20 protein-coding genes and 1 tRNA gene are annotated in these 25,261 nt (G+C 64.6%); 9 read left to right on the top strand and 12 right to left on the bottom strand.

What is annotated here, in order from left to right; genetic code table 11:
• Positions 1-6 precede the first annotated feature (6 nt).
• The 8 genes from LJ737_RS21815 to LJ737_RS21780 form a co-directional block, all read right to left on the bottom strand.
• A complete protein-coding gene (locus LJ737_RS21815) occupies positions 7-5,037 on the bottom strand; it encodes a DNA repair ATPase (RefSeq protein ID WP_227768879.1) in 5,031 nt (1,676 codons plus the stop codon).
• Positions 5,038-5,076: 39 nt separating this feature from the next.
• Positions 5,077-5,451 carry a DUF3592 domain-containing protein gene (locus LJ737_RS21810; protein ID WP_227768878.1) on the bottom strand — a complete coding sequence of 125 codons (375 nt, stop codon included), beginning with the start codon at positions 5,449-5,451 and terminating at the stop codon, positions 5,077-5,079.
• A 105-nt stretch (positions 5,452-5,556) separates the two neighbouring features.
• On the bottom strand, positions 5,557-7,719 hold the full coding sequence (locus LJ737_RS21805) for a flotillin family protein (RefSeq protein ID WP_227768877.1): 2,163 nt from the start codon (positions 7,717-7,719) through the stop codon (positions 5,557-5,559).
• A gap of 64 nt (positions 7,720-7,783) precedes the next feature.
• Entirely contained in the window at positions 7,784-7,930 is a 147-nt protein-coding gene (locus LJ737_RS21800; protein ID WP_227768876.1) for a hypothetical protein, read from the bottom strand.
• 41 nt (positions 7,931-7,971) lie between these two features.
• The gene (locus tag LJ737_RS21795; RefSeq protein WP_227768875.1) at positions 7,972-8,601 is read right to left on the bottom strand and encodes an OB-fold-containig protein; all 630 of its coding nucleotides are present in this window, start codon (positions 8,599-8,601) and stop codon (positions 7,972-7,974) included.
• Between the two features lie 70 nt (positions 8,602-8,671).
• Positions 8,672-8,896 (bottom strand): hypothetical protein, encoded by a 225-nt coding sequence (locus LJ737_RS21790; protein WP_227768874.1) that lies wholly within the window; start codon positions 8,894-8,896, stop codon positions 8,672-8,674.
• Positions 8,897-8,920: 24 nt separating this feature from the next.
• Positions 8,921-9,646: a PspA/IM30 family protein gene (locus LJ737_RS21785; RefSeq protein WP_227768873.1), complete on the bottom strand. Its 726-nt coding sequence runs from the start codon at positions 9,644-9,646 to the stop codon at positions 8,921-8,923.
• Positions 9,647-9,830: 184 nt separating this feature from the next.
• The gene (locus tag LJ737_RS21780; RefSeq protein ID WP_227768872.1) at positions 9,831-10,229 is read right to left on the bottom strand and encodes a YbjN domain-containing protein; all 399 of its coding nucleotides are present in this window, start codon (positions 10,227-10,229) and stop codon (positions 9,831-9,833) included.
• Positions 10,230-10,384: 155 nt separating this feature from the next.
• Between LJ737_RS21780 and LJ737_RS21775 the strand changes: the two genes are divergently transcribed.
• Together LJ737_RS21775 and LJ737_RS21770 are read left to right on the top strand one after the other, a co-directional pair.
• Positions 10,385-11,182 (top strand): LexA family transcriptional regulator, encoded by a 798-nt coding sequence (locus LJ737_RS21775; protein ID WP_227768871.1) that lies wholly within the window; start codon positions 10,385-10,387, stop codon positions 11,180-11,182.
• A 66-nt stretch (positions 11,183-11,248) separates the two neighbouring features.
• Positions 11,249-11,716 (top strand): MaoC family dehydratase, encoded by a 468-nt coding sequence (locus tag LJ737_RS21770; RefSeq protein ID WP_227768870.1) that lies wholly within the window; start codon positions 11,249-11,251, stop codon positions 11,714-11,716.
• 203 nt (positions 11,717-11,919) lie between these two features.
• On the opposite strand, the gene LJ737_RS21765 is transcribed toward LJ737_RS21770, so the two are convergent.
• Positions 11,920-12,339: a DUF3592 domain-containing protein gene (locus tag LJ737_RS21765; protein WP_227768869.1), complete on the bottom strand. Its 420-nt coding sequence runs from the start codon at positions 12,337-12,339 to the stop codon at positions 11,920-11,922.
• A 97-nt stretch (positions 12,340-12,436) separates the two neighbouring features.
• Here LJ737_RS21765 and LJ737_RS21760 point away from each other — a divergent pair, with 97 nt between their 5' ends.
• Positions 12,437-13,036, top strand: a complete 600-nt coding sequence (locus tag LJ737_RS21760) for a TetR/AcrR family transcriptional regulator (RefSeq protein ID WP_227768868.1) — start codon at positions 12,437-12,439, stop codon at positions 13,034-13,036.
• 52 nt (positions 13,037-13,088) lie between these two features.
• Positions 13,089-14,018 (top strand): alpha/beta fold hydrolase, encoded by a 930-nt coding sequence (locus LJ737_RS21755; RefSeq protein ID WP_227768867.1) that lies wholly within the window; start codon positions 13,089-13,091, stop codon positions 14,016-14,018.
• Between the two features lie 252 nt (positions 14,019-14,270).
• Here the strand turns inward: LJ737_RS21755 and LJ737_RS21750 are convergent, their stop codons facing one another.
• From LJ737_RS21750 to LJ737_RS21740, 3 genes are all read right to left on the bottom strand, one after another.
• Positions 14,271-15,311, bottom strand: coding sequence for a hypothetical protein (locus LJ737_RS21750; protein WP_227768866.1), 1,041 nt, complete (start codon positions 15,309-15,311; stop codon positions 14,271-14,273).
• Positions 15,298-16,257, bottom strand: coding sequence for a histone deacetylase family protein (locus tag LJ737_RS21745; RefSeq protein ID WP_227768865.1), 960 nt, complete (start codon positions 16,255-16,257; stop codon positions 15,298-15,300). Before LJ737_RS21745 ends, LJ737_RS21750 begins: the two co-directional genes overlap by 14 nt.
• A gap of 62 nt (positions 16,258-16,319) precedes the next feature.
• Positions 16,320-16,715: an NUDIX hydrolase gene (locus LJ737_RS21740; RefSeq protein WP_227768864.1), complete on the bottom strand. Its 396-nt coding sequence runs from the start codon at positions 16,713-16,715 to the stop codon at positions 16,320-16,322.
• Positions 16,716-17,897: 1,182 nt separating this feature from the next.
• Here LJ737_RS21740 and LJ737_RS21735 point away from each other — a divergent pair.
• The 5 genes from LJ737_RS21735 (at position 17,898) to LJ737_RS21715 (ending at position 25,175) form a co-directional block, all read left to right on the top strand.
• Entirely contained in the window at positions 17,898-19,202 is a 1,305-nt protein-coding gene (locus LJ737_RS21735) for a PcfJ domain-containing protein (protein WP_227768863.1), read from the top strand.
• Between the two features lie 191 nt (positions 19,203-19,393).
• Positions 19,394-20,923 (top strand): TROVE domain-containing protein, encoded by a 1,530-nt coding sequence (locus LJ737_RS21730; protein WP_227768862.1) that lies wholly within the window; start codon positions 19,394-19,396, stop codon positions 20,921-20,923.
• Positions 20,924-21,380: 457 nt separating this feature from the next.
• On the top strand, positions 21,381-22,214 hold the full coding sequence (locus LJ737_RS21725) for a TIGR02452 family protein (RefSeq protein ID WP_227768861.1): 834 nt from the start codon (positions 21,381-21,383) through the stop codon (positions 22,212-22,214).
• 628 nt (positions 22,215-22,842) lie between these two features.
• Positions 22,843-22,984, top strand: a tRNA-OTHER gene (locus LJ737_RS21720).
• A 787-nt stretch (positions 22,985-23,771) separates the two neighbouring features.
• Positions 23,772-25,175, top strand: a complete 1,404-nt coding sequence (locus LJ737_RS21715; protein WP_227768860.1) for an RtcB family protein — start codon at positions 23,772-23,774, stop codon at positions 25,173-25,175.
• The last annotated feature ends 86 nt before the right edge of the window (positions 25,176-25,261 follow it).

The following is a 25,261-nucleotide window of genomic DNA, read 5'->3' as shown; positions in this document are numbered from 1 at the left end:
GGGCCGTTAATTGTTGTTGAGTGCCTCCCGAATGCCGCTCAAGCCCCCGGCAATACTTTCCAGCTTATCGAGCATCTGCAGCAGCTGCCCGGCGCCAGAGTTGCGCAGGTTTTCCTGGTAGGTCTGCTTGATCTGTTGCCAGCGCTGCTCCTGCTCGGGCGTGAGCCAGCCCAGCAGCTCGCGCAGCTTGAGCAGGTTGGCTTCGGTGGCGCTGGTCAGGGTCTGGGCTTCGCTTTCGTAGTGGGCAGCCAGCAGCTGCTCGATTTCGGCGTCGTTCATCACCGGGCGCACTTTCTCGGCCAGCTTGTTCATGTTGCGGTAGGAGCCCTGGAGCTTAAACGGCGGCTCGGTGCGGTAGGCGTCGGCCTGGGCGGCCGAGCTGATATAAGCGGCGTTGACGCGGGCCACCACGTCGCGCAGGCGCAGCAACTGCCGCAGCACGGCCACGTACTCGCTGAGTTCCTCCGGCGAGTGGTTGCCTTCGAACGTGAGGCCGTCGGCCGAGTTGGTTTCGGCCAGGCGCAGCAAAGTGGGCACGTCTTGGGGGGCCTGGGCGGCGAGGCGGGCCAGGGTGGGGTGGCTGGTAAGGGCGTTTTCGAGGTAAGAAAGGCGGAACGCCTGCTCGGAGCCGGCCGTCAGGATGTCGCCCAGGTTGTAGATGTCGGCGCGGTTGGCCAGCATGTCGGGCAGCTTGAACACGTCCCCGGTTTCGGTGTAGGGGTTGCCGGCCATCACCACGCACACCTTGCGGCCGCGGAAGTCGTAGGTGCGGGCCCGGCCCTGGTACACGCCCTCGATTTTGCGCTGGGCGTCGCAGAGCGAGATGAACTTCTGCAGGAACTCCGGGTGGCAGTGCTGGATGTCGTCGACGTAAATCATCACGTTGTCGCCCATCTCGAAGGCCAGGTTCAGCTTCTCCAGCTCCTGCCGCGCCCCGGCATTCGGCGCCTGCGCGGGGTCCACGCTGGTCACCGCGTGCCCGATGGCCGGGCCGTTGATTTTCATGAAAATCAGCCCCAGGCGGTTGGCTACGTACTCCAGCAGCGTCGTTTTGCCGTAGCCCGGCGGCGAAATCAGCAGCAGCAGACCCATCAGGTCGGTGCGCTTGCCCTCGCCCGCAGTGCCGATCTGCTTGGCCAGGTTCGCGCCGATGAGCGGCAAATACACCTGGTCGATGAGCTGGTTGCGCACGAAGGAAGTCAGCACGCGGGGGCGGAAGTCTTCTAGGCGCAGGTCCTCGGCGGCCTGGGCCAGCAGCTCCTTTTTCAGCGCCTGATAGGCCTCAAACTGCGGCAGTGTGCGCGCGCGGTAGTGGTGCAGCCGGCGGCGGAAGGCGGGAAAATCGAGCTGGTATTCGTTTTTCGTGGTTTGCTGCTCGTTGCTGGCGACAACGCGCGCATGGTTGCCGCGCATGTCGGGCAGCACTTCGGTCAGGGGCGTACGTACCACTTTCTCCGGCGCGTAGCCGCCGGTAGACAGCAGCACGGCTGCTTCGTCGCGGTACGCGTCAGCGGCGGCGCTGGCGGTTTGCTGGCGGAAAGCCTGCAGCCACTGGCGGATCAGCTGAAATTGGGCGGTGGGCTGCCTGCCCAGGGCCGCAACCGACGCCTCGAAGGTTTCAGTGGCGCGGCGCTCCTTGAGCTGCTTCTGGAAGGCGTCGTACAGGTCGGCGGCTTCGGCGGAGGTGGTAAAGGGCGTTCGGGGAACCGGGGCCGGCTCCGCGGGGAGGCTGCCCCGACCTTCCACCAAGCCGCCCGGGCCGGCACCGGCTCCTGGCACCGGCCCGGCCAGCGAAGACGCGCTGCTCTGCTGAATCAGCTCGTGCAGCAGGTATTCGCCGGCCTCGGTCACTTCCGACGGGGTGAATAAGCCGGTTTTAGCGGCAAAGGCGTCGATGGCCGCTTGCAACTCGGCGGTGAGCTGGCCGGTTTCCTGGGCGTCGGGGAAAACCTGCAGCAGCAGCGCCAAACCTTGAATCTGGCGCTGCCAGTGAGTTTTCGGCTCGGTCGGAGCAAAGCGGTGCCAGTAGAGCGCGGCCGCGGCGCGGGTATCGGCGGGGTAGCGCAGCAGGCCGGCGGTGCGCGTCAGGCGTACCAGCGCCGCCAGGAGCAGGGCCGCGTCGTGGTCGTGCACGCCCTTGAGGTAGCCCTCGGCGTAGCGCGGGGCCATGTGCTGCTGCACGTAGCCAAGTAGCTCGGCCGGGCTCAGCCGTTCCAGCTCGGGCACCGATAGCACCGCCGGAGCGCCGTCGGCGGCGGGGCGCGGGTGCTGAGCGGCGCGCAGCAGGTAGTCGGCCAGAAACTCGGCGCGGTACACGTCCTGGTTTTCCGAGGGCAAGGTCTGCTCCCACACCGGGCGGGCCTGCTGCACGGCTTCGCTCTCGACGGGGCGGAAGAAGTTGGTACCGGTCAGGTGGTAGTGCAGCACCCCGTCGCGCAGCACCAGCGTCAGCTCCAGCGGCTGGGTGTTGACGGTGAACGTGTGCGGGCCGAAGCGCACGGCTTGGCCGCCGTCGGTAAAGAGGTCGGCGCGGTCCTTGAGCTGGCGCACGGCGTCCTCGCGCACGGTCTTCAGGCGGGATTGGAGGTCGTCGGCTTTCACCGCGTCGCCCAGGCCGAGCAGCTCGTCCACCGTGCGGCGCACTTTCTCCACCATCAGGTCGGAAGCGAAGTAGCCGTTGATGTCGGCAATGCTGCTGAGCTTCGTGACGCGGTTCTGCACCGCTTTTAGCATCCGTTCGGCCGATTGCAGCAGGGCGGAGGCGCGCTGGTTACGGGCGGCCACCAGGCTTTGCTTGCGGGCTTCGAAGGCTTCATAGGCTTCCTCGCGGCGGGCGGCCAGCTGGCTCAGAAACTGGTCGAACTCCGGAAACTTGCCCTCCAGCTCCTCTAGTTGCACCATCAGGCGCGAGAGGTACTCGTCGCACTTGGCGGGCGTGTCCGACAGATCGAGGTAGTTTACCAAGGCCTGTTCGAGCAGCTTGAGCTGGGCCGCAAATTCAGCCTGGGCCTCCGAGCCGGCCAAGGTCTGGCGGCGGCGCTTGAGAGCGGCCCGCAGCTGGTTGAAGCCCGCGTAAATACCCGAAATGTTGTCGATGATGCGGGTGGTCTGCGTCGGGTCGGCAATGGGCAGGTTGCCCACCACGTCAATGAGCAGTTCCAACTCGGTGGCCACGCCGTTCAGCTCCTGCTCGAGCTTGTTGGCCTCGGTCACCGTCGGCAACTGGTCGATGCCGGCACCCAGGGCTTGCACGCGGTCGGCGTAGGGCGTCAGGGCGTCGTCGCGCAAGAGGAAATCCACCGTGCGCTGGGCCACTTCCTGCGAGAGGCCCTGCAGCTCCTCGGCGGCCTTATCGACGGCGGCTGCGTCCACGTAGCGCAGCTCTTTCAGCGAAATGACCTGCCCGCGCACCTGGCGCAAATCGGCCAGCTGCTGCACGTAGGCCTGCACTTCGGTGGCATCGGCCGAGCGTTTGATTTGTTCGCGCAGCTCCTGGGCGCGGCCGAGCACCTGCTGGGTTTGCTCTTGGGTGCTGCGGCGGATGCGCTGCACCTTGTCGAACTCTTCCACGGCGGCGGTGGCGGCCTGGCGGATGTCCTGCAGGGGCTCGGCCAGCTTTTCGGCGCCGGGCTCGGTTAGCCAGTGGTAGGAGTCGGTGAGGGAGGTGGTGCGCCGAATCAGGTCGAGGTAAAGGCCGGTGTAGGAGTCGTCCTTGCCGATGAGCGTCAGCACCTCTTGCGCCTCGGCCATGGCGCGCACAATTTCCTTGTTGCCGAGCTTGCCCAGGTAGCCGTCCTGGGCGGCGGGCAGCTGGAAATCGGGCGCGGTGTAGGGCGTCTGCCATATCTGCACCGTGTGGTGCTTTTTGGGCTCCTCGTCGGCGCGGAAGTAGCACAGCTCCCCGTTCTCAAACAGCGCGTAGCCGTGGCAGACGATGGGCGCGGCTACCTTTTGGCTAATCAGGTTGTAGCTCAGCAGCAGGTACAGGCCGTTGTCCTTCTGAAAGAACACGTACAGAAAATCCTCACCGTTGGGCGCCGCTACGCGCCGCTCGAACACCAGCTCCGGCGGCACCTGCTCGAACTGCTTTCCGTCGCCGGTTTGCAGGTAGTAGCCGTGCGGGAAAATCAGGCCGTGGCCGTCGGGCAGCAGCACGCAGGCGTCGGCCAGCGCGTCGAGGCGCTGGGCCTGGCGCAGCTTGGTGTTGTAGAGGAAGTAGCGAAACTGCTGCTCCTGGTAGGGCCGAATCTTGAGCAGCACCAGCTGGCCGACCACCGCGTAATGAATTTCGGCGTCGTCCAGGGTCTGGTCCTTGTTGTCGACGGGCTCGGCGTAAATGCCCTGCCCGGTCTTGGTGTTGTCCTCGACTTTGATGGTCAAATCCCCGCCCACCGTTTCCACGAACACCTTGTCCTCGATGCTGATGTGCGGGTGCTTGCCGGCCCGGTGCATGTCGCGGGTGGCGCGCTTCCACTGGAACTCGTGCTGGGGCGGGAAGGTGTACTCGTGGTCGGAGCGGTTGTCGAGGTAGGTCAGCGTCTGGCCCTGCACCAGCCACTTGAAGGTCTTGATGTCGTTGGGCGTCTTGCCCACCCGGAACACCATGAACAGGTGCTCCCCGCGCTGGGCAAACTTCACGAAGCGCGTCTTCTTGTAGTACTTGTAGAGGTTGCGCAGCTCCTCCAGGAAGGTTTTGTCCTGCAGCAGCTCCAGGCCCACCTGGTGAAACTCGGGCCGCTGGTACTGGTACACCCCGAAAATGTCGCTCAGCTCCACCTCCGTCTTAAGGCCCAGCAGCACGTTGTAGCCGAACAGGAATTTGTCGCCCAGCGCCACCATGTCCATGGGCACGCAGTTGTGGTCGGTGGTGATGCGCCCGGTGCCCAGCAGCTGCCAGTCCAGCGCGCCGAAGACCTTTTTGCGCTCGGTATTAAGCTTGTCTAGCCGTAGGCGCAGCTCAGAGCCACCCTTCGAGAGGCGGTTGCGCAGGATTTCGTAGGTGCCGGTTTCGAGTTGGGGCACGGCGGTTTGTTCCATAAAGCGGGTAAGAACCTAACGTGCGAACGTAAGGGGTAATTAGTTTTTCTCGCGCAGCAGTGTGGCTTTCAGCAAGGCCTCGGACGGGTCCGCTTTGGCGTACACCACGGCCGTGGTGTCGCCCTGCTGGTGGCTGCGCAGGAAGGCGCGGCTGGTACGGGCGCTCAGCCGGTATTCCCGCCCGCCGACTCGGTAAGTGACGTTAACGCCTCTGTTCTTGTGGGTCCGGCGTCGGGTGATGATGCCCGTGGTAACGCCAGGGTTCTTTAAAATCAACGCCCGCTTTTGCTGGTTTTCCCGCCGGGCCCAGGTAATGACGCCCGCTAAAGCGGCAATGCCCAGGGCCAGAACGAACAGCCCGACCAGTAGCTGTTTCTTGCCGGTAGAAGCGGCGGACGAAGGCGGTGTTTGCATTGGTGCTAGGTTCGTCTCGGAAGCGCTGATGGCTTCCGAAGCTGGCTTGGTCTAAAAAACTGGCCCCCTCGCCTTGCAGGGGAGGGGGCCAGCAGGTGACACGTCTTAGTTCAGCGCACTCACTTTCTTGTCCGACAGGCCCAGCAGCTTGGCCGTGCTCGTCAGCTGGGTGATGGTGTTGCGCGTGGCGTCGTCGCCGGCTTTGTTCATCATCTGCAGCAGCAGGGCCGAAATGGTGAGGTTGCGCACGTCCTCCGACTTGAGGCCGAACTGGTTCACGAAGCGGGTGATGTTGTGCTTGAAGTCTCCGCCGCCGTCGGCCGAGAAGAAGGTGTCCTTCACCGTCGTGAGCACCTGGGAGTTGCCCACGGCCCGGTCGATGCTCTTGCCCTTGGTAATCGAGCCGATAATCTGGTCGAAGAACATGGTTTCGCCGCCCACGATGTCGATTTTGGCGGCTTTCAGGGCCTCGGCAATGACGCCCGACTGCGCGGCCGCAATGTCCTTCTGGATGTTAATTTCGGCCAGCTCCACGGCTTGGTCTTTCGCCAGGCGCAGCTTGAATTCCTCGTGCTCCTTGCCCACGCCGTCGAGCTTTTTCATGGCGTCGGCCTTGGCCTCGATGCCCTTGGCTTCCACCGCGAACTTCTCCTCGTTCACGCGCACCTCGGCCAGGCCTTTCTTCTGCTGGGCGTCGGCCATGGCGTCGATGACTTCCACTTCCACCATGGCCTTCTCGCGGTTCACCTTGGCGGCCACCACGCCCAGCTTCTCGTCGGCGTCGGCCTGGGCGGCGGCTTTGGCCTGAATGGCCTGGGCTTCGGCCGTGGCGGTGAGCTGCAGCACGGTGGCCTGGGTTTCGCCTTCCTTCTGGCGGGCGGTGGCTTTGGCCTGCATCACCTGGGCTTCGGCCAGGCCTACGGCCGTAGCTTTCGAGGCTTCGGCTTCGGCCAGGGTGCGGATGGCCTGGGCCTTAAACTCCGCGGTGGCCTTCTCGGCTTCGGCGTCGATGAGGGCCTGCTTGGCGCGCAGCTCGGCGGCCTGCCGGGCCATGTCGGCCTCGCCCACGGTGTTGACGGTAGCGGCTTCGGCGGCTTGCTTGGCGGCGGTCAGGGCCACCAGCTTTTCGCGTTCGGCCTGGGCCTGGGCGCGGGTGTCCTTGATTTTCTCCTCCTCCTGCACGGTGGCCTTTTCCACCGCAATCCGCTCCCGGATGATGGCCTGGATGTTCTTGCGCTCCTCTTCCACGGCCTTGTCCTTCTCGATCTGCGCCAGGGCCACAATCCGCTCCCGCTCATTGATTTCGAGGGCCTTGGCCTGGCTTACGCGCTCGGTTTCCACCGCGTCGGTGCGCTGCTTGTTGCGCTCGGCTACCAGGATCTGCCGGTCGCGGTTTTGCTCGGCCACCTTCACTTCTTCCTCGGTGGCGAGGCGGGCGCGCTCCGATTTGAGCAGCTCTTCCTGCTGCACCTTGGCTATTTCGGCCGACTCGCGGGCCCGGATGCTGGCTATTTCGCGCTTCTGCTTTTCCTGGTTTTCCATCAGCTGCTTTTCCAGCTGCAGGATGGTTTCCTGGGCCTCCACGTCCTGCTTCTTGATGGTCTTCTGGGTTTCCCGCTCGATGTTGTTGGCCTGAATCTTCTGCTCCGAGGTCAGGGCAATAATCTTCTTGATGCCCTCCGCGTCCAGAATGTTGTCGTGGTTGAGCGAACTGAGCGGGGTCTGTTCCAGGTAGTCGATGGCGCAGTCGTCGAGCACGTAGCCGTTCAGGTCGGTGCCGATGATGCGCACGATTTCCTGCTTGAACTGCTCGCGGGAGTTGTAGAGCTCGATGAAGTCGAAGTGCTTGCCAACGGTCTTCAGCGCTTCCGAGAACTTGGCGTCGAACAGGTTTTCCAGCGCCGCCGGGTCCGAAGCGCGGTGCGCGCCGATGCTCTGGGCCACGTTCATCACGTCCTCGTGCGTCTTGTTGACGCGCACGAAGAAATTCACCTTCACGTCGGCCCGCAGGTTGTCCTTGCACACCAGCCCTTCCTTGCCGGCGCGGGCAATGACGATGGTTTTCAGCTTGATGTCCATCGTTTCCAAGCGGTGCAGGATGGGCACCACGAAGATGCCGGAGAAGGACACTTTGGTGTCGCCCATGCCCGTGCGCAGCAAGGCCTCGCCCTGGGCGGCCTTGTGGTACATGCGCGCAATGATGGCAATGATGCCCAGTAAGAAAAGGCCGAGCACGACGAGCACAGCCAGGGAAAGTTGACCAACCATAACAGGAGGCAGTAAAAGTTAATGCAGTAGGAGAGGGAAAGGGAGCGGAAAATAGCCCGGCCGCTTAAGCCAGGATCAGGTCAAGCAATGCGCCGAGCAGGCGGCCGCAGGCTTCGAGCCCGGCCGCTACGGAGTTGGTCCACGAAAGAATAGAGCCGGCGACACCCGTGGTGGCGGCCCAGTAAATGAAAAGTTGCAGCGGCGTAATCATAGCAAGCGGGTGTTGGGAGGTAGGACGAAAGGCAGTCAGCGTCAGGCCACCTCGTAGGGTTCGATGAGGTAGCAGCGGCCCTGCGCGTCGTAGTCGATGACCAGGGCGGTGTCGCCCTTGCGCAGCTCGGTGGCGGCGGAGGCGGCGCGTACGTTCAAAGTCAGGGCTACTTCGCCGGTGCGCACCGCGGCTTGGCCCAGCCGCTCCCGTGTGGTGGGCAGCAGCACCGTGCAGATTTTGCCCACGGGCGAGGTGTGGTCGGCGTGGTCGCGCTCCAAGGTAGCAAACAGCCGCACAAAGGGCATGGTCAGCACCTTGGCAATGAGCAGGCTGCCGATAAACAGCGGCACCGTGAAGGCCAGCCCCAAGAGGCCTGATTGGTTGCCGGTGTAATAATTCGTCAGGATGCTGCCGACCCACAAAGGCAGAGCCACGAAGCTCAGGAACACCATCAGCGGCACCCGACCCAGGTTGAAAAAAGCCAGCGCGTGGTTGAGCCACGCCACGCCCAGGTGGGCCTCGGTGTTCAGATCGTGGCTGACGTCGAGGTCCAGGGTTTTAAAATCGAGCAGGCCGACGATAACCGTGAGCCAGTACAGCAGCACAAAAATGAGCAGCCCGGTGGCCGGCAGATTGGGGCGCGAAAGCGCGGCTTGTAGCAATTCTGTCATAGGCATGAGGAGGGCAGCTTAAAGGTAAGCAAACGGCCCCGGGCCACACCGCTAAGCCGGCAGCCCAGGGTCAGGAGCGGGCCTGGCGGTCTTGCAGTGGGCGCGGCCGCAGCGCCTGGTTTTCGGCTTTCAGGCGTTTGTTGTGCCCGCTCAGGGCCGCGCCCACAAACAGGCCGCCGAAGGCCAGCAGGGCCAGGGCCGCGCCGCCGTCGATGCAGTGACTGATGCGCAGCACGGCCATGCTTACCAGCAGCACCGTGCCGATGCGGAGTAAGGTTCGTTCGTGGCGGTTCATAGCGTAGCAATAACGATTCGTAGGCTACTGCTGCGGCTGCTCCGGCGTGCTCAGCCCCAGCTTCTGCTTCAGCGCTTGCAAGTCGGCCGCGGCCTGCCCGCCGGCGCTGCCCTGCAGGGCCTTGTCGATTTCCTGGTCGACGGTCTTGCTTTCCTGCGCAATCTGCCCGTACGACTCGGCCAGGGCTTCTTCCACCGCCACCTTTTCCTTCATGCGCTCCAGCAGGGCCACCGTGCCCGAGGAGTCGAGCTGGGCCAGCTGCTTGTTGATGGTCTGGGTGGCCGCGCTGACGGCGGCGCGGGCCTTGAGCGTCTTCAGCTCGTTTTCCCACTGGCTGATGGTCTGCTTGAGCTGCTGCACGTTCTGGTCCAGCTGCTGGGCCGACTGCTCAAACTTCTGCTGGTCCTCGCCGGCGCGGGTAGCCTGGGCTTCGTGCTCGGTTTTCTTGGTGAGGGCTTCGCTGGCCAGGCGGTCGGCCTCGGCCGGGGCCAAGTCGCCGCGGTGGGCGCGCTGCAACAGCAGCACCGCCTTGTTTTCGTAGTCCAGGGCTTTGGAGCGGAAGCCCTCGGCTTCGTTGCGGCTGCGGATGGCCATGGCCTTGACTTCGGCCAGCGCGTGCAGGCTTTTGTCGAGGTCCTGGCGCAGGTCGCGCAGGGCCTGCTCGGTCATTTTGATGGGGTCTTCGAGCTGGTCGATGGCCGAGTGCGTTTCGGCCTGGCCGATTTTGAAAAGGCGGGCGAAGATGTTCATGACAGGGTTGAGGCTTCGTGAGGTTACCAGAACGTCAGGTCGAGCTGGTCGAGACATCTCGCGTGCTGACGTTAGGTGGTCTTCTTTTTCGTGTGGTTACGCTCGAAAGTCAGCACGCGAGATGTCTCGACAAGCTCGACATGACAGCCTTTTTCAGGTCGTGCAACTGCTGGTTGACGCCGTTCTACCGCCGGCTGAAGCCGATCAGTTCGTCGGAAAACTCGGTAAGCAGCAGGCTTAGCGAATTCAGCACCGCCTCCAACTCCGAGAGCTGCAGGGTGTCGAGCTGCAGCGTGTCGCGGAAGATGACTTTGCGGCCCGACTCGTCGAGGGCGAAAGCGCCGTGGATGATGTCGCGGTTTTTGGTCAGCAGGCGCTGGTACACCTCGCACGAGGGAGCCGGCAGCTCCAGGAGGTACTGCTCCAGAATCAGGAGCGGCTCGCCGCAACCCAGCACCAGGTTGCGGATGCCCTGCTCGGGGTGGTCGACAACCAGAATGCCGTCCGCTTCGTCGGCGTGGCGGATGTCGAAGCCGAGCGTAAGCAGGTGCTGGCGAATGGTGGCAAAGTAGGAGTGAGCCATAGGCAACGGGCGGGCAATGGAAAGATTCGTTAGCACGGCTCAAACTGCTGGCGTTTCCAGCTAAGCCATCAGCGGATTTGTGGTAGCTTTACGGTGCAAGAATACTGAAAGTTCTAGCATGGCTCAAACTTTGAGCGTAAAATTTTTTCAGCAGAATGTCCTACATTGGCAACAACATCCGCAAGATCCGCGCAGTTAAAAAGCTGAGCCAAGCGGCTTTTGCGGAATTGTTTGGTTTGGCCCGTCCCAGCGTGGGGGCATACGAAGAAGGCCGCTCCGAGCCCAAAATGGAGACGCTAATTCAGATTGCTCATCATTTTGGCCTGTCCGTTGACTTGCTACTTACGAAAGAGCTAACGGTAAACGACCTTTACGGCTTCGATATCTTTCAGCAGGATCTGCAAGCCGCAGCGCCTGCCGAAGCCAGCCCCGTGGCCGTAGCCGACCAACTGGCCGCGCTAACGCCCTACGTGCGCGCCGACCGCCTGCTCGAATACATCGTGCACTACCACGACAAGGCCTTCGTGGACGCGCTGCCGGCGCTGACGTTTCCGCACATGCTCGGACCCGCCACGCGCGCATTTGAAATCCAAGGAGCCGAAATGCAGCACCAGCAGCAAGGCCTGCGTCACCAGGACGTAGTGCTCTGCCGCCGCATCGACCGGGCCGCGCCCGCCCTGCGTTCGGGCCGCATTTACGCCTTCGTGACGCCGAACCGCTTGCTCGTGCGCCGCCTCGTGGAGCGCCTGCCCGACGGGCAGCTCAAGCTGCGCGCCGACAACCCCGACTACGGGGCCCAGGAATTTGACCTCGGGCAGGCCCTGGAAATCTGGGAAGTCAAGGCGGTGTTTACCACGCACCTGCGGCCGCCCTCGGCCCTGGAGGAGCGGGTGAGCCGCTTGGAGCGGCAGGTGGAGGAACTGCTCAGCCGGCTCGATAAGGAGCAAGACTGATATCTTGGCGTCTCGTTCTTTTCCCTTTCGGCGGCCGCTCCGGCCCGCCGCTTCCTCAGCTTCCCCATGAGCCTTCTCACCATCCGCAGCCTAGCCGACCTCGAACAACACCAGGGCCAGGAACTCGGCGTTTCGGAGTATTTTCCCATCACCCAGCAGCAAATAAACCGCTTCGCCGAGGCCACGCTCGACCACCAGTGGATTCACGTCGACGCGGAGCGGGCGCGCACGGAGTCGCCCTTCGGTGGTACCATTGCCCACGGCTACCTCACGCTCTCGTTGCTGCCCTATCTCTGGAACCAGATTGTGCGCATCGAGAACCTGAAAATGCAGGTGAACTACGAAATCGAGCACCTGCGCTTCAACCAGGCCGTGACGGTGGATAGCGAAGTGCGACTGCGCACCAAGCTCGTGTCGGTGAAAAACCTGCGCGGCATTGCCAAGGCCCAGATTGAAGTAACGCTGGAAATCAAAGACCAGAAAAAGCCGGCCTACAACGGCGTAGTGACGTTTTTGTACCACTTCGCCGAGTAAAGGCCGCACGGGCCAGCACCAAGGCCTGGTGCGCAACTAGCTACCGTATGACGCCGCGTGGGAAAGCACGCGGGCTATTCGAAAGGGCGAGGTTGAGCGTTGCTCAGCCGCACCCTTTTCGTGTTTGCGGCCGCGGCGGGGCAGAGCGCGGGGAGCGGGTGCGCGAAACGTGCGTTGCGGGAGACGCGTGCGCGGGGCGGCCGTCAGTGCGCGTATTGCTCAAATACCGGCAGCACCCCGAGCATCTGCAGCACCCCGACGCCCGCAAACAGCAGCCCGACGAGCAGCCCGTATCCATAGCCCCCGCCGGTAGCCGCGGCCAGGTCGGCGTTTTCCGGGTTGGCGGGGTCGTAAATCACCTGCACCTGTTGGCCAACGTGGTACTGGTCTGCGTCGGCGGCGGTTTCCGTGTCGATTTCCACCGCGTGCCCGGCGGCAGTCATAAAGCGGACTTTGGGGGTGAAAAGCTGGCGCGTGGGCGTCAGGGCCACGATGGTGGCCTCGGCCAGCTGCCCGCGCTGCTGCCGGGCCCGCTGCAGCCGCCGGCCGTACAGGGAAGCGCCGGCGAAAAACAGGCCCATGAGCAGAAAGATGACGGCCTCGGCAGGAAAGGAAATGTGCATACCGGGGAAAATAGACCGGTAATCTAGCCACAAGCGCGGGGCGGTGGCAAACAAAAAGTTTGCTTACTTACTAGTAAGTAAGTATGTTTGGCCCGTCATGTCTACCGCCGCTCCCGCATCTACTTTCGATACCCGCACGCGCATCCTCAACCTGGCCGAGGAACTGCTGCTGGCCCGGGGCTTCAATGCCTTTAGCTACCAGCACATTGCCAAGGAGTTGCAGGTAAAGCCCGCCGCCATCCATTACCACTACCCCAGCAAGGAAGACCTGGGCACGGCCGTCATCCGGCGGCAGCTCGGGCGCCTGCGCAAGTGGCGCGGCTTGCCCCGCGTGACCGAGCTGACGCCCGCCCAGCAGCTGGAGGCGCTGCTGGATGTGTACCGCCAGCGCGCCTGCGCCGCCCACGGCCCGCAGGTGTGTTTTTTCGGGGCGCTGGCGGCCGATTTTCTGACCCTGCCCGCCGCCATGCAGCAGGAGCTACGAACCTTCAGCGAGGAGCTGACGCAGTGGCTGGCCGGGGTGCTGGCCGCCGGCCGCGCCGATGGCACGCTGCAGTTCAGCGGCCACCCCTTCAGCAAAGCGGCCCAGGTACTGACCACCCTCGCCGGCGCCCTGCAAGTGGCGCGCGTGCACGGCGAAGGGCAGTTTCAGTACATCCTCAAGCAGTTGCGCACCGAGCTGCTGCCCGCCGCCTGACGCGCCCCGACTGTCCTCTCTTCGCCGACCTCTCACCTTCACCGCCACTGCTATGGTGAACACCTTTTCGCCCGCTTACCAGTTTCCGGCCCGGCACGAACCCTTGCCCGCCGCCCCCACGCCGTTTCGCTACGCGGCTCCGCCCGGCATTGGCTGGGTGCGGCTGAAGTTCCGGCTGCTGGCGGCAGTGTCGACGGAGTGGGCGTTCCGCGAGGCCTGGCGCCAGTTTTGCACGCCGCGGCGGCTGCCGCGCAAAAAGTGGGAGGACGCCGCCTTGGCCACCGCCCGGGCCTTTCGGGTGCCCTTCGAACACGGGGCACTGGCTGCCTACGAGTGGAACCCGCAGGGCCAGCGCACGGTGCTGCTGGTGCACGGCTGGGAGCATCGCGCGGCCTTTTGGGGCATCCTGGCCGATGGCCTGGTGCGCGCCGGCTACCGCGTCGTGGCCTTCGACGGGCCCGCCCACGGCGACTCGCCCGGGCGCCTGACCACGCTGCCGGAATACGCCCGCGCCACCCAGGCCGTGGCCGATTGGCTGGGCGAGGTGTGGGGCGTGGTGGGGCATTCCTTCGGGGCGGCCACCACCGCGGGCCTGCCGGTGCATTTCAACCGCGCCGGCACCGGCACGTTGCCGCGCTTGGTGCTGATGAGCGCGCCCGGCGACACGCCCGCCGTGGCCCAGCGCTTCGCCGACTTGCTGGGTCTGTCCGAGGCCGTGGTGCGGCGCATGGCCCGGCACATCCGCGAGCAAACCGGCCGCGACGCCGAAAGCTTCAACCTGACCCAAGCCGCCGGCAAGGCCCGCGCCGCGCGCGTGCTGCTCCTGCACGACTGCCAGGACGAATCCGTGCCCTTCGCCGAGGCGCAGGCCATAGCCCGCAACTGGCCGGGGTTGGTGTTTCATCCCACTACCGGGCTCGGACACAACAAAATCATGCGCGACCAAGGCGTAATCCGCCAGATTGCCGGGTTTCTCCAGTAGCGGAGGACATGGAGCCCCACATGCGGTGGCACCAGCCGTCATTGCGAGCAAAGCGCGGCAATCCTTCCCCTCGCGGCACGACGGTACGAGAAGCACGACCTGATAATGGCTCCGCCCGGAACTGGAGCTACCGGCTTCGGGCAGTCGTGTTTTCGGGTAGCAGGAATTGGGTCGGCGGTGCTGCTAGGGGAAGGAGTGCTTCGTCGTGCTTTCTCGCAATGACGGCGGGGTGAACCGTGCTCCTGGGCCCTCTTAGATTTCCTCCTGGCCAGCGGCATCCAGCTCGCGCAGCAACTGGCGGAGGTCTTCGGGCTCCCGGATGGCCTTCTGCACCAGGTCCAGGTACTCGGCTTCGGCGCGCAGCTCGCGCTTGATCTGGCGCAACTCCGCTTCTTGCTTTTTGCCGGTGCCCGAAAAGGCGTTTTGGTCGCCGTACTTGAGCTGCTGCAGGCGCAGCTTGAGCTCGGTTTGCTGCTGCTGCAGGGCGCGCACGTAGCGCAGTAGCAACTCGTCCGATTCCTGGTCGGCATCGACGGCGGTGTGCTCGGCCAGCAGCTGCAGCAGGGCGTACAGGTCGTCGGCCTCGTAGGCGCGGGTGATGCGCTGCATGCGCTCCGTCTTTTGGCGGGCCACCGCCGGGTCGCGCTCCAGGTCGGGGTGATTGGCGCGGGCCAACTGCCGGTACACCGCTTTGGTGCCGGCCTGCAGGCGCTGCTGATCGGCCTGCAGGGCCCGGGCCGCCGCTTCCTGCGCCCGCTCCTCCTTGCTTTTGCGCTTGCCGCGCTGGTGGGCGTGGTGTTCGTGGTGAAGAGGCTCAGCGGGGCCCGGTTCGGGGCGGCGGGCCCCGGAACCCGCGTCGTCCTCGTCGTCGAATGCGGGCACCGGGCGCTTCGGCGCGTAGCGCAGCAGCAGGTCGTCCACGTCCTCGCCGAAGCGGTACTGCAGGGCCTTGGCGTTGCGCCACAGCAACTCCTCGATGCGTTGCTCCTCCAGCCGGCTGAAATACCCCGTCGTCAGGGCGTGTTCCAGCGGCTCGAAGAGGGCGCGGCGCGTGGCCACCACCGCATCGGCCAGCGGCCCGACCTGGCGCCAGTACTTGTTTTTGGCTTCGCGCTGCTCGCGTTCCAGCTCCTGTACCTGCAGGCGCAGGCTTTCCACTTTCTCGATGGCCTCGCGGAAGGCTTGCTGCGCGGGCGTGCCGGGCGCTGCCTCGGGCTGGCCGTGGGGCTGCACGCCCCGCTGCGGCATCGGGGTGCGGCTGGAATCGAAGTCTTCGAACTTAGGTAAAGGCATGCGCAGAAACGTCGGTAGAAGGGGGCAAAGGTCGGCAGGGCGCGTGGCCCCACAAGGCGTAGGCCACGGCAAAGGTCTGGCAGTGCGCGTCGACGATGTCGCGCAGGCGCTCGGAGTAGCCTCCGCCCATGCTCACGGCCACCGGCAGCTGGCGTTGCTGGCAGAGGCCGAGCACGAACTCGTCGCGCTGCCGGCAGCCGGCGGGCGTCAGGGCCAGCTTGCCCAGCTTGTCGGTGGCCAGCACGTCGACGCCGGCCTGGAAAAAGACGAAATCGGGCCGCACGCGGTCGACGAGGCCCGGCAGCGTATCCCGCAGGGTGGCCAGGTAAGCCTCGTCGTCCATGCCCAGGGGCAACTCGATGTCCAGATCCGACTGCTCCTTGCGCAGCGGGTAATTCGCGCCGGCGTGCATGCTGAAGGTGAACACCCGCGGCTCGTCCCGGAAAATGCTGGCCGTGCCGTCGCCCTGGTGCACGTCGAGGTCGACGATGAGCACCTGCCGGGCCTGGCCGTGGTTCAGCAAGCGGGCGGCGCTGATGGCCAGGTCGTTGAGCACGCAAAAGCCCTCGCCGCGGTCGGCAAAGGCGTGGTGGGTGCCCCCGGCCAAGCTCAGTCCGATGCCGTCGCGCAGGGCCCGCAAGGCCGATTGCACCGTGCCCGCGGCCGACGAAAGGCTGCGGCGCACCAGCTCCGGGCTCTGGGGCAGGCCCAGGCGGCGCACCTCGGCGGGGGAGAGGCGCAGCTCTTTCACCTTGCCCCAGTACTCGGCCGTGTGCACCCGCAAAATGTCTTCCTCGGCGCAAAAGCCCGGGTCGTAGATGTCGGCGGGCTGGGCAATGCCCTGCCAGAGGAGCTGCTCGCGGATGAGCTCGTACTTGGCAATGGGGAAGCGGTGGCCGTCGGGCAGCGAGATGGAGTAGCGGTCGGAGGAGGCGAGGCAGGGCATGGCGCGGAATACGCTGCAAGTCTACGGGCCGGGCCGCGAATGGGTAGGGCCCGGTGCCGCGGTTAGTCCGCCAGCACACCCTGCTCGCGCAGCCAGTCGAAGATGAGCTGGTCCACCGCCGACACGCGCGGGCGGTCCTGGTACGTGAGCCACGTTACTTCCTCGATTTCGTGGGCGGGCTGCAGCGTGCCCTCGTACTCGGCCGCGTAGCAGATCATGCGCACCAGCACGCCGGCCGGGTGGCCGTGGGCCTGCGCCTCGAAGGTGCCGAGGTAGCGCAGGCTGTCGGGCCGCAGGTGCACGGTCAGCTCCTCTTCGATTTCGCGTCGTAGGGTTTGCGCGTCGGTTTCGCCGGCTTCGCGCTTGCCGCCGGGAAAGTAAAACCGGTCTTTGCCGCGGCTGCGGGTGCTCAGGATGCGGCCGTCTTGCCAGCAGAGCCAGGCTACTTTGTCGATCATGCGGCAAAGATTCACCGGGCGCGGGAAACTCGGGGTGCGCGGTGCCCGGTAAGCAGCGCGGGCTGCAATGCGCGACTGTCGGGCGGCCTGCTAATGCGGCCGGATACTAGCCGCAGCAGGCCGCGGTTGAGTACTTGTGTCGTTGAACAGCCTACCAGAACGTCATGTCGAGCGAAGTCGAGACATCTCGCCGGATAGTAATTTCTCTTTCTCAGGTTGATTACTCCCTAACATCAGCACGCGAGATGTCTCGACTTCGCTCGACATGACGGGCGGGGGACCTGTTCATGCGAAGCGAGGGGTGTGAGCTGAGCAGGTCCAACACTTGGAATTCTCAATCCGCTCAATACCGCTTTTGTGAGCAAATTCGCAGTAAAAAAAGCGGCAGTTTATGCATTGATTAATTATAAATAGATTTCTAAACGATGGATTGATAAGCTGGAAATGCGTGTGGAATAGAATTCGAAAAAATATTTCGAAAAAACTTTTGCAAACTATTGACTTATGAAAAATAACCTTTCTACCTTTGACCCGTTCAAAGCCCCAAACCTAAACGAACAAACGACTTCACTCGTCATGCGCCGCCACTTTAATCAATACCTAGGTATGCCAACCAGCTCGGAGGATAAGGTCCAGCCGGGGTTCGGCGCGCACGCAACGGAGTGAAGCTCTTTCGATAGAAGCTCAACTTGCAAAACGCCCGAATCCCACCAGATTCGGGCGTTTTGTTTTTACTCATAGCTTTTCTAACTCGTTTACCTGATGTCGAACCGCCACTCCCAGCCCCGCCTCGTTGCCCGCGTATCGGTGCCCGCGCGCCGCTGGCGCGGCGACATCCGGCCGGCCGCTCAAGCTAGTTGCCCCGCCCGAAAACGCGGCCGGTAACGGCTTACGGCCACCGCCCGATGGCTTTTTCTCGGGTTTGATTCAGGGTAATTAATTTCGGAATTGCGACGCAATTATTGTCGCCTAGGAAAATATTGCCCGAATTATTCTTGTTCTAAATAATCACGCACCGGTAATTAATTCCACGGGAATTGCCGGGCGGCATCTTGCACCCTCTTTCCAAGCACCTACCATGTACGAATCATTCCGGCTCCTGCTTCATCCAGCCGCCCCCGCGGCCCCGACTATGTCTGATTATTCAATCGGTAACCGCCCCCGCGCGGGGCACCCCGACCGATGGCAAACCGCCTCAAACCCCTCCCGCACGCCGTCTGGCAAGCCGAGCAAGCCCGCATAGTTTTGGCGGCGGCCCGGCGCGTCGACTGGCGCCGCATGGCCCCCAAGGAGCAGGTTGCGTACCTGTTCAGCGTGCAGGGCCCGCTGCCCGTAATCGACGCTCATTTCGGGGAAGATTCACCCCTGGCGCTGTTTTACCGCCACTGCGCCCACGAAAAAACCTGGGAGCAGCGCGACCGGTGCGCCGCCTTGCTGCGCAGCCTAGCCGCCAAGCGCAGCAGCCTGCTCTGGCGCCCCGAACTGGCCCCGGCCCTGGCGGCCGTGGCCGACTTTCAGCGTCACCGCTGCCGCGAGCTGGCCGACTGGCAGCCCCGCAGCCGCAACCCGTTTCGGCAGCTGGAAAGCCTGGTGCGCCACCTCTTCGACCGCTACGGCGACGTGCCGGCCTGGATACTCAGCTCCTGGACTACCGGCCGCCTCCACGACGGCGGCGTCAACATCGCCGACCTCACGGTGCACCTGGGCCGGGGCGGGGCCTTGCGCACCTTCCACCGGCTGCCGGTGAAGCTCACCCGCAAGGTGGAGCACCACCTGCGGCAGGCGCCGGCGGGCTACACCTTCCTGCAGGCCCTGCGCTACGCCCAGCTCGCCGCCCGCGAGCTGCCGGAGTGGCTCGGGCCGGTGCTCGACTCCCGCCTGGGCCGCCGCCTGGAGCGCGACGACGAGTTCTGGCTGCGGGTGGTGGAGTTCTTCGCCGCCGCGCCCCTGGTCGACCCCTACCAACTCGGGCCGGTGTGCGACTGGATTCACCAGAAGCGCAGCGAGGGTATAGGCGACGAGCCGGCCCAGCCGGGCTTCTCCTTGAAAGGCCGCTCGATGCAGAGCGTGCTGGCGCAGACGGCCAAGTGGCACCGCCAACTGGCTCAACACGCCCAGCGCCAGCCCGCGGCCGAACCGGCTTACACGACTACCTGGGAGCCGCTGGCGGTGCAGGATTTTGCCGGCGGCCACAAGTGCAAGGTGCGCATTACCCAGCTGCTGAGCTACTGGGACCTCATCGACGAGGGCCGGGCGCTGCGGCACTGCGTGGCCTCCTACCTCGGCGCCTGCCAGCGCGGGCGCAGCGGCATTTTCTCGCTCACCCTCGACGGCACCCGGGCCCTGACCCTGGAAGTGCAGGCCAACCGCACCGTGGTGCAAGCCCGGGGCCTGCTCAACCGCCGCCTCAACGAGGAAGAGCTGTTTTGGGTGCAGCGCTGGGCCACCGACAACCGCCTGCTGATTCCCAAGCACCTGTTTGGGTAAGCGGCCGAACAACCCTGATCCGCCGGGCGTGGCGGGGGCATTCCGTGCAATGGTGCCGGATGGTAGTAAGGGAAGACTACCGATCCAGCGGAATGCTTCGGCCGCGCCCGTTCGGACGACCTAAACGACGCTCCAGCAGCCGGCAGGCTGCCAACTCATTCGTTTTCCACCACGCTATTTCACCACTACTTATGCGCTTCAACTTTAGCTTCCGCAAAAACAAGCCGACGGCCGTGGTGAACCACGAGGGCGCGGCGGCTTTCACTCTGACTCCGCAGCTGGAGCTGTACGCCGCCGTGGCTACGGCCGGGCTCAGCGACCAGTTTTACGAAACCGCCGACACCCGCTTGCAGCGCCTGCGCCAGCTGATCCGCCAGAACGAGCCGCGCTTCGTGGCCCAGCTGGCCGTGTACGCCCGCGAGCAGCTCTACCTGCGCACCGTGCCGCTGGTGCTGGCCGTGGAGCTGGCTCAGGTGCACCGCGGCGACAACCTGGTGAGCCGCTTAGTGGCCCGCGTGGTGCAGCGCGCCGACGAGATTACCGAGCTGCTGGCCTTCTACGCCGTGGCCAACCAGCGCCAGGGCCCCAAAACCCTGAACCGTCTCTCCAAGCAGCTGCAGAAGGGCCTGGCCCTGGCTTTCAACCGCTTCGACGGCTACCAGCTGGCCAAGTACGACCGCGCCGGGCAGGTGCGCCTGCGCGACGCCTTATTCTTGGTGCACCCGCAGGCCAACAGCCCCGAGCAGCAAGTGCTGTTCGACCAGCTGGTGCGCGGCGAGCTGCCCACGCCCTACACCTGGGAAACGGAGCTGTCGGCCCTGGGCCAGCAGACGTTTGCGGATGCAACGGAACGGCAGACGGCCTTCCGCCAGAAGTGGGAGGAGCTGATTAGCAGCGGCAAGCTGGGCTACATGGCCCTGCTGCGCAACCTGCGCAACATCCTCGAAGCCGAGGTATCGGCTGCAGCGATGGAGCGCGTGGTGGCTACGCTGACGGACGAGCGGGCGGTGCAGCGCAGCAAGCAGCTGCCCTTCCGCTTCCTAGCCGCCTACCGGGAGCTGTTGCAGGTGCGTTCCGGGCACCTGGCCCGGGTGCTCACGGCGCTGGAAACGGCCATTGGCCACTCCACCGCCAACCTGCGCGGTTTCGGCGCCGACACCCGCGTGGTGGTGGCCTGCGACGTGTCGGGCTCCATGCAGCAGCCGGTTTCGGCCCGCAGCAAGGTGCAGTACTACGACATCGGGCTGGTGCTGGGCATGTTGCTGCAGGCGCGCTGCGCCCACGTGGTGACCGGCATGTTCGGCAACATCTGGAAGCGCGTGCAGCTGCCGCAAAACCAAGTGCTGAGCAACGTGCAGGAGCTCTACCGCCGCGAAGGCGAGGTGGGCTACAGCACCAACGGCTACTTGGTGGTGCGCGACCTGCGCCTGCGGGCCGAAGCCGTCGACAAGGTCATGATCTTCACCGACGGCCAGCTGTGGAACAGCACCGGCGACGGCGGCACGCTGGCCCAGGAATGGGCTGCCTACCGCCGCGCCGTGGCCCCGCAGGCCCGCCTCTACCTCTTCGACCTGGCCGGGCACGGCACCACCCCGGTGCAAGTGCACGAGCAGGAGGGAGTGGCGCTCATCGCCGGCTGGTCCGACAAAGTTTTCGACGTGCTGCAGGCGCTGGAAAACGGCGGCTCGGCCCTGACGGAAATTGAGCGAATCGAGCTGTAATGTCGCTCCGCTGATAGTAGCCCGTCCTGTCGAGCGCAGTCGAGACATCTCGCGTGCGTCGTTGAACTGATAAATCTAGAACGTCATGCTGAGCCAGAGCGAAGCATCTCTACCGCTTCGCTGGATAGTAAAATTACTAGCCAGCATCAGCCCGCGAGATGTCTCGACAAGCTCGACAGGACGGTCTGGAGGAGGCCACGAGGCGGTAACGTTGCTTCGACTGCCCTCGGCAGCCTACCTGATAATTCCATTAATCCAGGCGGTAAAGCGGCCTGCTTACGTGCCCATTCTTACCGACTCCTTACCCGAAGATTCTTACCGCTGATGCCCGTGCGCTGCTTTACCGCCTGACTTTACTCCTGATTCTAAACCAGACCGCAACCCTCAAGCGGCATGGCGCGGCGGCAACTGGGCCGCCGCGCCCCGCGTCCGGATGCTGCCGACACCACCTGCCCCAATGAACCGCGAACAACGTCAACAACTGGCCCGCCTCACCCTCGATGCCCTGGAAACGGGCCGCTACCGGACCGCCACCGGCCGGGAAGTGACTATCGAGGCCTGGCAACACGCTGCCCATCACGGCAGCCTGCTCTACCGGCCGGCGGACGCCGACGCGCTGGGGCAGGAACTCGGCGCGGCCCTGCCGGACGCTCAACCCGCCGAGGTGCGCGTGTACCAGGCCACCACCCTGCAGGCCGCCGAGGCGCTTTGCCGGGAGTTTGGTCGTGTGGGCGTACTGAACTTTGCTTCGGCCCGCAACCCTGGGGGCGGCTTTCTGGGCGGCAGTCAGGCCCAGGAAGAAAGCCTGGCCCGCTCCTCGGGCTTGTATCCGTGCATTGCGCAGTTCAGCGAGATGTATCAGCACAATGCCCACCTCAACGGCCTCTACAGCGACTACCTGATCTACTCCCCCGCGGTGCCCGTCGTCCGCGACGACGCCGGGCGCTGGCTGGAGCAGCCCTACTGCATCGACGTGCTAACGGCGCCGGCAGTAAATGCCGGGGCGCTGCGCCGCAACAACCCTGAATTGCTGCCGGCGCTAGTGCCCACCATGCAGCGGCGCATCCGGCTGGTGCTGGGCGCGGCGGCCCGCCACGGCTGCGAGGTCCTGGTGCTCGGGGCCTGGGGCTGCGGGGTATTTGGCAACGAGCCGGCGCAGGTAGCGCAGCTGTTCGCAGAAGCTCTGCGCGAGCTGAACGTCAGCAGCCACTTCAAGCGCATCGACTTTGCCGTCTTCGACCCCAAGCCGCCGCACGACACGCTGTGGGCATTCGAGGAGGCCTTTCAATAGACATTTCAACCAGCGTACTCCAATGAAAAATCAATCAGCGCTAGCGGCGTAAGCTGCTGCGGATCTTCTGCCAGCGGCCGGGTGCCGTAGCGGGGCGTTACTTCGTGGCTGTTTCGGGTTGCCTCACGGGGTGGCTTCGGGTTCGAATCCCGCGCTGCTGCTTTGGCGGCAGTAGGAAAATACACGCGCTGCGCCTGTTGCCCCGGCCGTTGCCGAAGCCCCGCCGATACCCCGCCGGGTGTCGTTGCCTTCACCTACTTCGGGTTATAAGTTCGACTCTTATCGGGCCCACCCAAGAATGCCAATTCTGGGCCCGTAGCTCAATGGTAGAGCAGAAGTGAGGCTCATTTTACCCCGGCGGATTTGTTTTTATCGGGCGAAGCGGGTGCCGTAAGCGCGCCGTACTTCGTGGGAATTAGTGCCGTCAGGCGTGCGGGTTCGAGTCCTGCCGGGTTGCCGCGAGGCGGCCCGTGGTGAAACGGGTAGACACGCTAATGCAAGGGGCGCGCCGCCCTGTTGTCCCGCCTTTGCCCGAAATGCTACTGTACACCGAGTGCCGTAGCTCAGCCGTACTTCGATTGTGATTCGCCGGGTCGCGGGTTCGATTCCCGCCCGTTGGCTCGCCAGAGCCGGCGGTAGCTCAGGGGTTAGAGCAGGTTCGTAGGCTGGGCGCGTTGTTGCCTCGGATAGTATGACCGTTGGGTGCCGTAGCTCGGCCCTACTTCGCACTTTTAATGCCCGGGTCGGAGGTTCGAATCCTCCCCGCTGCTCTGGCAGCGGTAGCTCAGTTTGGTAGAGCAGGATCGGGCCGGGCGCCCAGTTGCCCCAACGGTTATTTGCATGGCTGCCTACCGGGTGTCGTAGGCGGGTGTTACTTCGGTAAGACGTTTTCGTTTAGTAGGTTCAACTCCTTCACCCGGCCGCTTCGGTGGCCGGTAGGTGCCCGCTCCGCCAGGGGCGGCACCTGGAACGCCCGCCGTTGGTAGCCCTGGTAAGCAGCTTTTGTTTCTGCCTGGTGCCGTAGCGCCGCCATACTTCGTGTACACTTCAAGATGTGGGTTCGAGTCCCGCCGGGTGTGTTGTAAACCACCCGTGGCTGATGGGTAAAAGCAGGAAGAGAAAGAGGCGGCGCGCTTGGTTGCCCAGGCAGGGGGGGAGCGGGCCGGGTGGCGTAGGCTGGCCATACTTCGGGCCTTGGAGGGCTACCCCCTTCTAGGCATAGCAGGCCACCGATTGATTACCCCGGCCCAACTCTACCCGCCCAATCGGCCGGATGCCGTAGGCCCGCGTTACTTCGACCTGTCACGTCGGGTAGTACGCCGCGAGGTGTACCCCATTTGTACGCGGGCCGCCCTGTTGCTCCGGCTGTTGGTGGGCGAATGGTTGGCGCTGAATGGTGCTCGGCGCGGCGGCCTAGGGCCGCCGAAGCAGAACCCGAATGGGTTTGCGCAGCACCACCTCCTGTCGCGTTGCGCGCCGTCCGGCTTCGGCCGGCATTACTGGCGCGCCAACGTTTTTTCTTCACCTCACCGCGTCCCAAGCGGCGCACTGACCATTATGGCCAATCAATTACGCGGCAACGACCTTCGCCAACTGGGTTTCCCGGAAGGTCGGGCCATCGGGCTGGCGCTGGCTCAACTGCAGCGCAAGCACCTCAAGCGCCTCTCGCACACCGAGCAATTGGCGCTGCTCAAACTCCTGCTGCAAACCCCTACCAACTTCCTCACCGACCTCGACTGGAGACACACCGCGGCGGCCCTGCTGCCCCCGCCCAGCCGCCACATTGCCCTGGCGGCCCGCAAGGACTACGTGCTCTACGGCGCCGAGCACATCGAGCCGGGCGCCATTCACCAGATGGAAACGGCCATGAAGCTGCCCGTCACGGTGGCCGGGGCCCTCATGCCCGACGCCCACCACGGCTACGGCCTGCCCATCGGCGGGGTGCTGGCGACGGACAACGCCGTCATCCCGTACGCGGTGGGCGTCGACATCGGCTGCCGCATGGCCTTGTCCATCTTCGCCCTGCCCCCGCACTATCTCACCCAGCGGGTGCAGGAGCTGCGCAACGTGCTGCTCACGACCACCAAATTCGGCAACCGCGACGTGTTTCGCCACGGCCAGAAGCTGGGCCACGAAGTGCTGGAGCGCGACGAATTTGCCTCGATACCCTTCTTGCGCAACAAGCAAGAAACGGCGGCGGCGCAAATCGGTACCTCCGGTTCCGGCAACCACTTCGTCGAGTTTGGCATCGTGGAAATTACCGACCCGACCAATGACATGGGCGTGCCGGTGGGCCAGTACCTGGGGCTGCTCTCGCACTCCGGCTCCCGCGGCCTGGGCGCCAGCATTGCCAACCACTACACCAAGCTGGCCAAGGACACCTGCCAGCTACCCGCCGAAGCCCAGCACCTGGCTTGGCTCACGCTCGACTCGGAAGGGGGACAGGAGTACTGGGCCGCCATGAACCTGGCCGGTGACTACGCTTCGGCCTGCCACCACCAGATTCACCAGCGCGTGGCCCGGGCCCTGGGCGAGCGGCCCCTGGCCAAGGTGGAAAACCACCACAACTTCGCTTGGAAGGAGCGCCTCGCCGACGGCCGCGAGGTGGTGGTGCACCGCAAGGGCGCCACGCCGGCCGGCCGGGGCGTGCTCGGCGTCATTCCCGGCTCGATGACCGCCCCCGGCTTTATCGTGCGGGGCCGCGGGGTGGCCGATTCCTTGGCCTCGGCCTCGCACGGGGCGGGCCGGCTGATGTCGCGCACCCGGGCCAAGGCCGAACTGGGCGAAGCCGAGGTGCGCCGTCACCTGCAGCAGCACGGCGTGGAGCTCATCGGCGGCGGCCTCGACGAAGCGCCGATGGCCTACAAGGACATTCACCAGGTGATGCAAAGCCAACAGGAGCTGGTAGACGTGCTCGGCACCTTCACGCCCAAAATCGTGCGCATGGACGGCGGCGCCTAAAGCAGAGAGTCTGTTTCGGAGCTGTCATCCTTCGCTCTGCGCAGGATGACGGGCTTTTTTATCTACTCGTCATCCATCCACCTATT

The organism is Hymenobacter sp. 15J16-1T3B, assembly GCF_020711235.1.
In the GTDB taxonomy this organism is placed as follows: Bacteria; Bacteroidota; Bacteroidia; order Cytophagales; family Hymenobacteraceae; genus Solirubrum.
This window is presented reverse-complemented; position numbering and strand designations above follow the sequence as displayed.

Bases quoted from the DNA above. Each gene is read 5' to 3' on its own strand.
- LJ737_RS21815 (WP_227768879.1), bottom strand. From the start codon at position 5,037: ATGGAACAAACCGCCGTGCCCCAACTCGAAACCGGCACCTACGAAATC.
- LJ737_RS21810 (WP_227768878.1), bottom strand. From the start codon at position 5,451: ATGCAAACACCGCCTTCGTCCGCCGCTTCTACCGGCAAGAAACAGCTA.
- LJ737_RS21805 (WP_227768877.1), bottom strand. From the start codon at position 7,719: ATGGTTGGTCAACTTTCCCTGGCTGTGCTCGTCGTGCTCGGCCTTTTC.
- LJ737_RS21800 (WP_227768876.1), bottom strand. From the start codon at position 7,930: ATGATTACGCCGCTGCAACTTTTCATTTACTGGGCCGCCACCACGGGT.
- LJ737_RS21795 (WP_227768875.1), bottom strand. From the start codon at position 8,601: ATGACAGAATTGCTACAAGCCGCGCTTTCGCGCCCCAATCTGCCGGCC.
- LJ737_RS21790 (WP_227768874.1), bottom strand. From the start codon at position 8,896: ATGAACCGCCACGAACGAACCTTACTCCGCATCGGCACGGTGCTGCTG.
- LJ737_RS21785 (WP_227768873.1), bottom strand. From the start codon at position 9,646: ATGAACATCTTCGCCCGCCTTTTCAAAATCGGCCAGGCCGAAACGCAC.
- LJ737_RS21780 (WP_227768872.1), bottom strand. From the start codon at position 10,229: ATGGCTCACTCCTACTTTGCCACCATTCGCCAGCACCTGCTTACGCTC.
- LJ737_RS21775 (WP_227768871.1), top strand. From the start codon at position 10,385: ATGTCCTACATTGGCAACAACATCCGCAAGATCCGCGCAGTTAAAAAG.
- LJ737_RS21770 (WP_227768870.1), top strand. From the start codon at position 11,249: ATGAGCCTTCTCACCATCCGCAGCCTAGCCGACCTCGAACAACACCAG.
- LJ737_RS21765 (WP_227768869.1), bottom strand. From the start codon at position 12,339: ATGCACATTTCCTTTCCTGCCGAGGCCGTCATCTTTCTGCTCATGGGC.
- LJ737_RS21760 (WP_227768868.1), top strand. From the start codon at position 12,437: ATGTCTACCGCCGCTCCCGCATCTACTTTCGATACCCGCACGCGCATC.
- LJ737_RS21755 (WP_227768867.1), top strand. From the start codon at position 13,089: ATGGTGAACACCTTTTCGCCCGCTTACCAGTTTCCGGCCCGGCACGAA.
- LJ737_RS21750 (WP_227768866.1), bottom strand. From the start codon at position 15,311: ATGCCTTTACCTAAGTTCGAAGACTTCGATTCCAGCCGCACCCCGATG.
- LJ737_RS21745 (WP_227768865.1), bottom strand. From the start codon at position 16,257: ATGCCCTGCCTCGCCTCCTCCGACCGCTACTCCATCTCGCTGCCCGAC.
- LJ737_RS21740 (WP_227768864.1), bottom strand. From the start codon at position 16,715: ATGATCGACAAAGTAGCCTGGCTCTGCTGGCAAGACGGCCGCATCCTG.
- LJ737_RS21735 (WP_227768863.1), top strand. From the start codon at position 17,898: ATGGCAAACCGCCTCAAACCCCTCCCGCACGCCGTCTGGCAAGCCGAG.
- LJ737_RS21730 (WP_227768862.1), top strand. From the start codon at position 19,394: ATGCGCTTCAACTTTAGCTTCCGCAAAAACAAGCCGACGGCCGTGGTG.
- LJ737_RS21725 (WP_227768861.1), top strand. From the start codon at position 21,381: ATGAACCGCGAACAACGTCAACAACTGGCCCGCCTCACCCTCGATGCC.
- LJ737_RS21715 (WP_227768860.1), top strand. From the start codon at position 23,772: ATGGCCAATCAATTACGCGGCAACGACCTTCGCCAACTGGGTTTCCCG.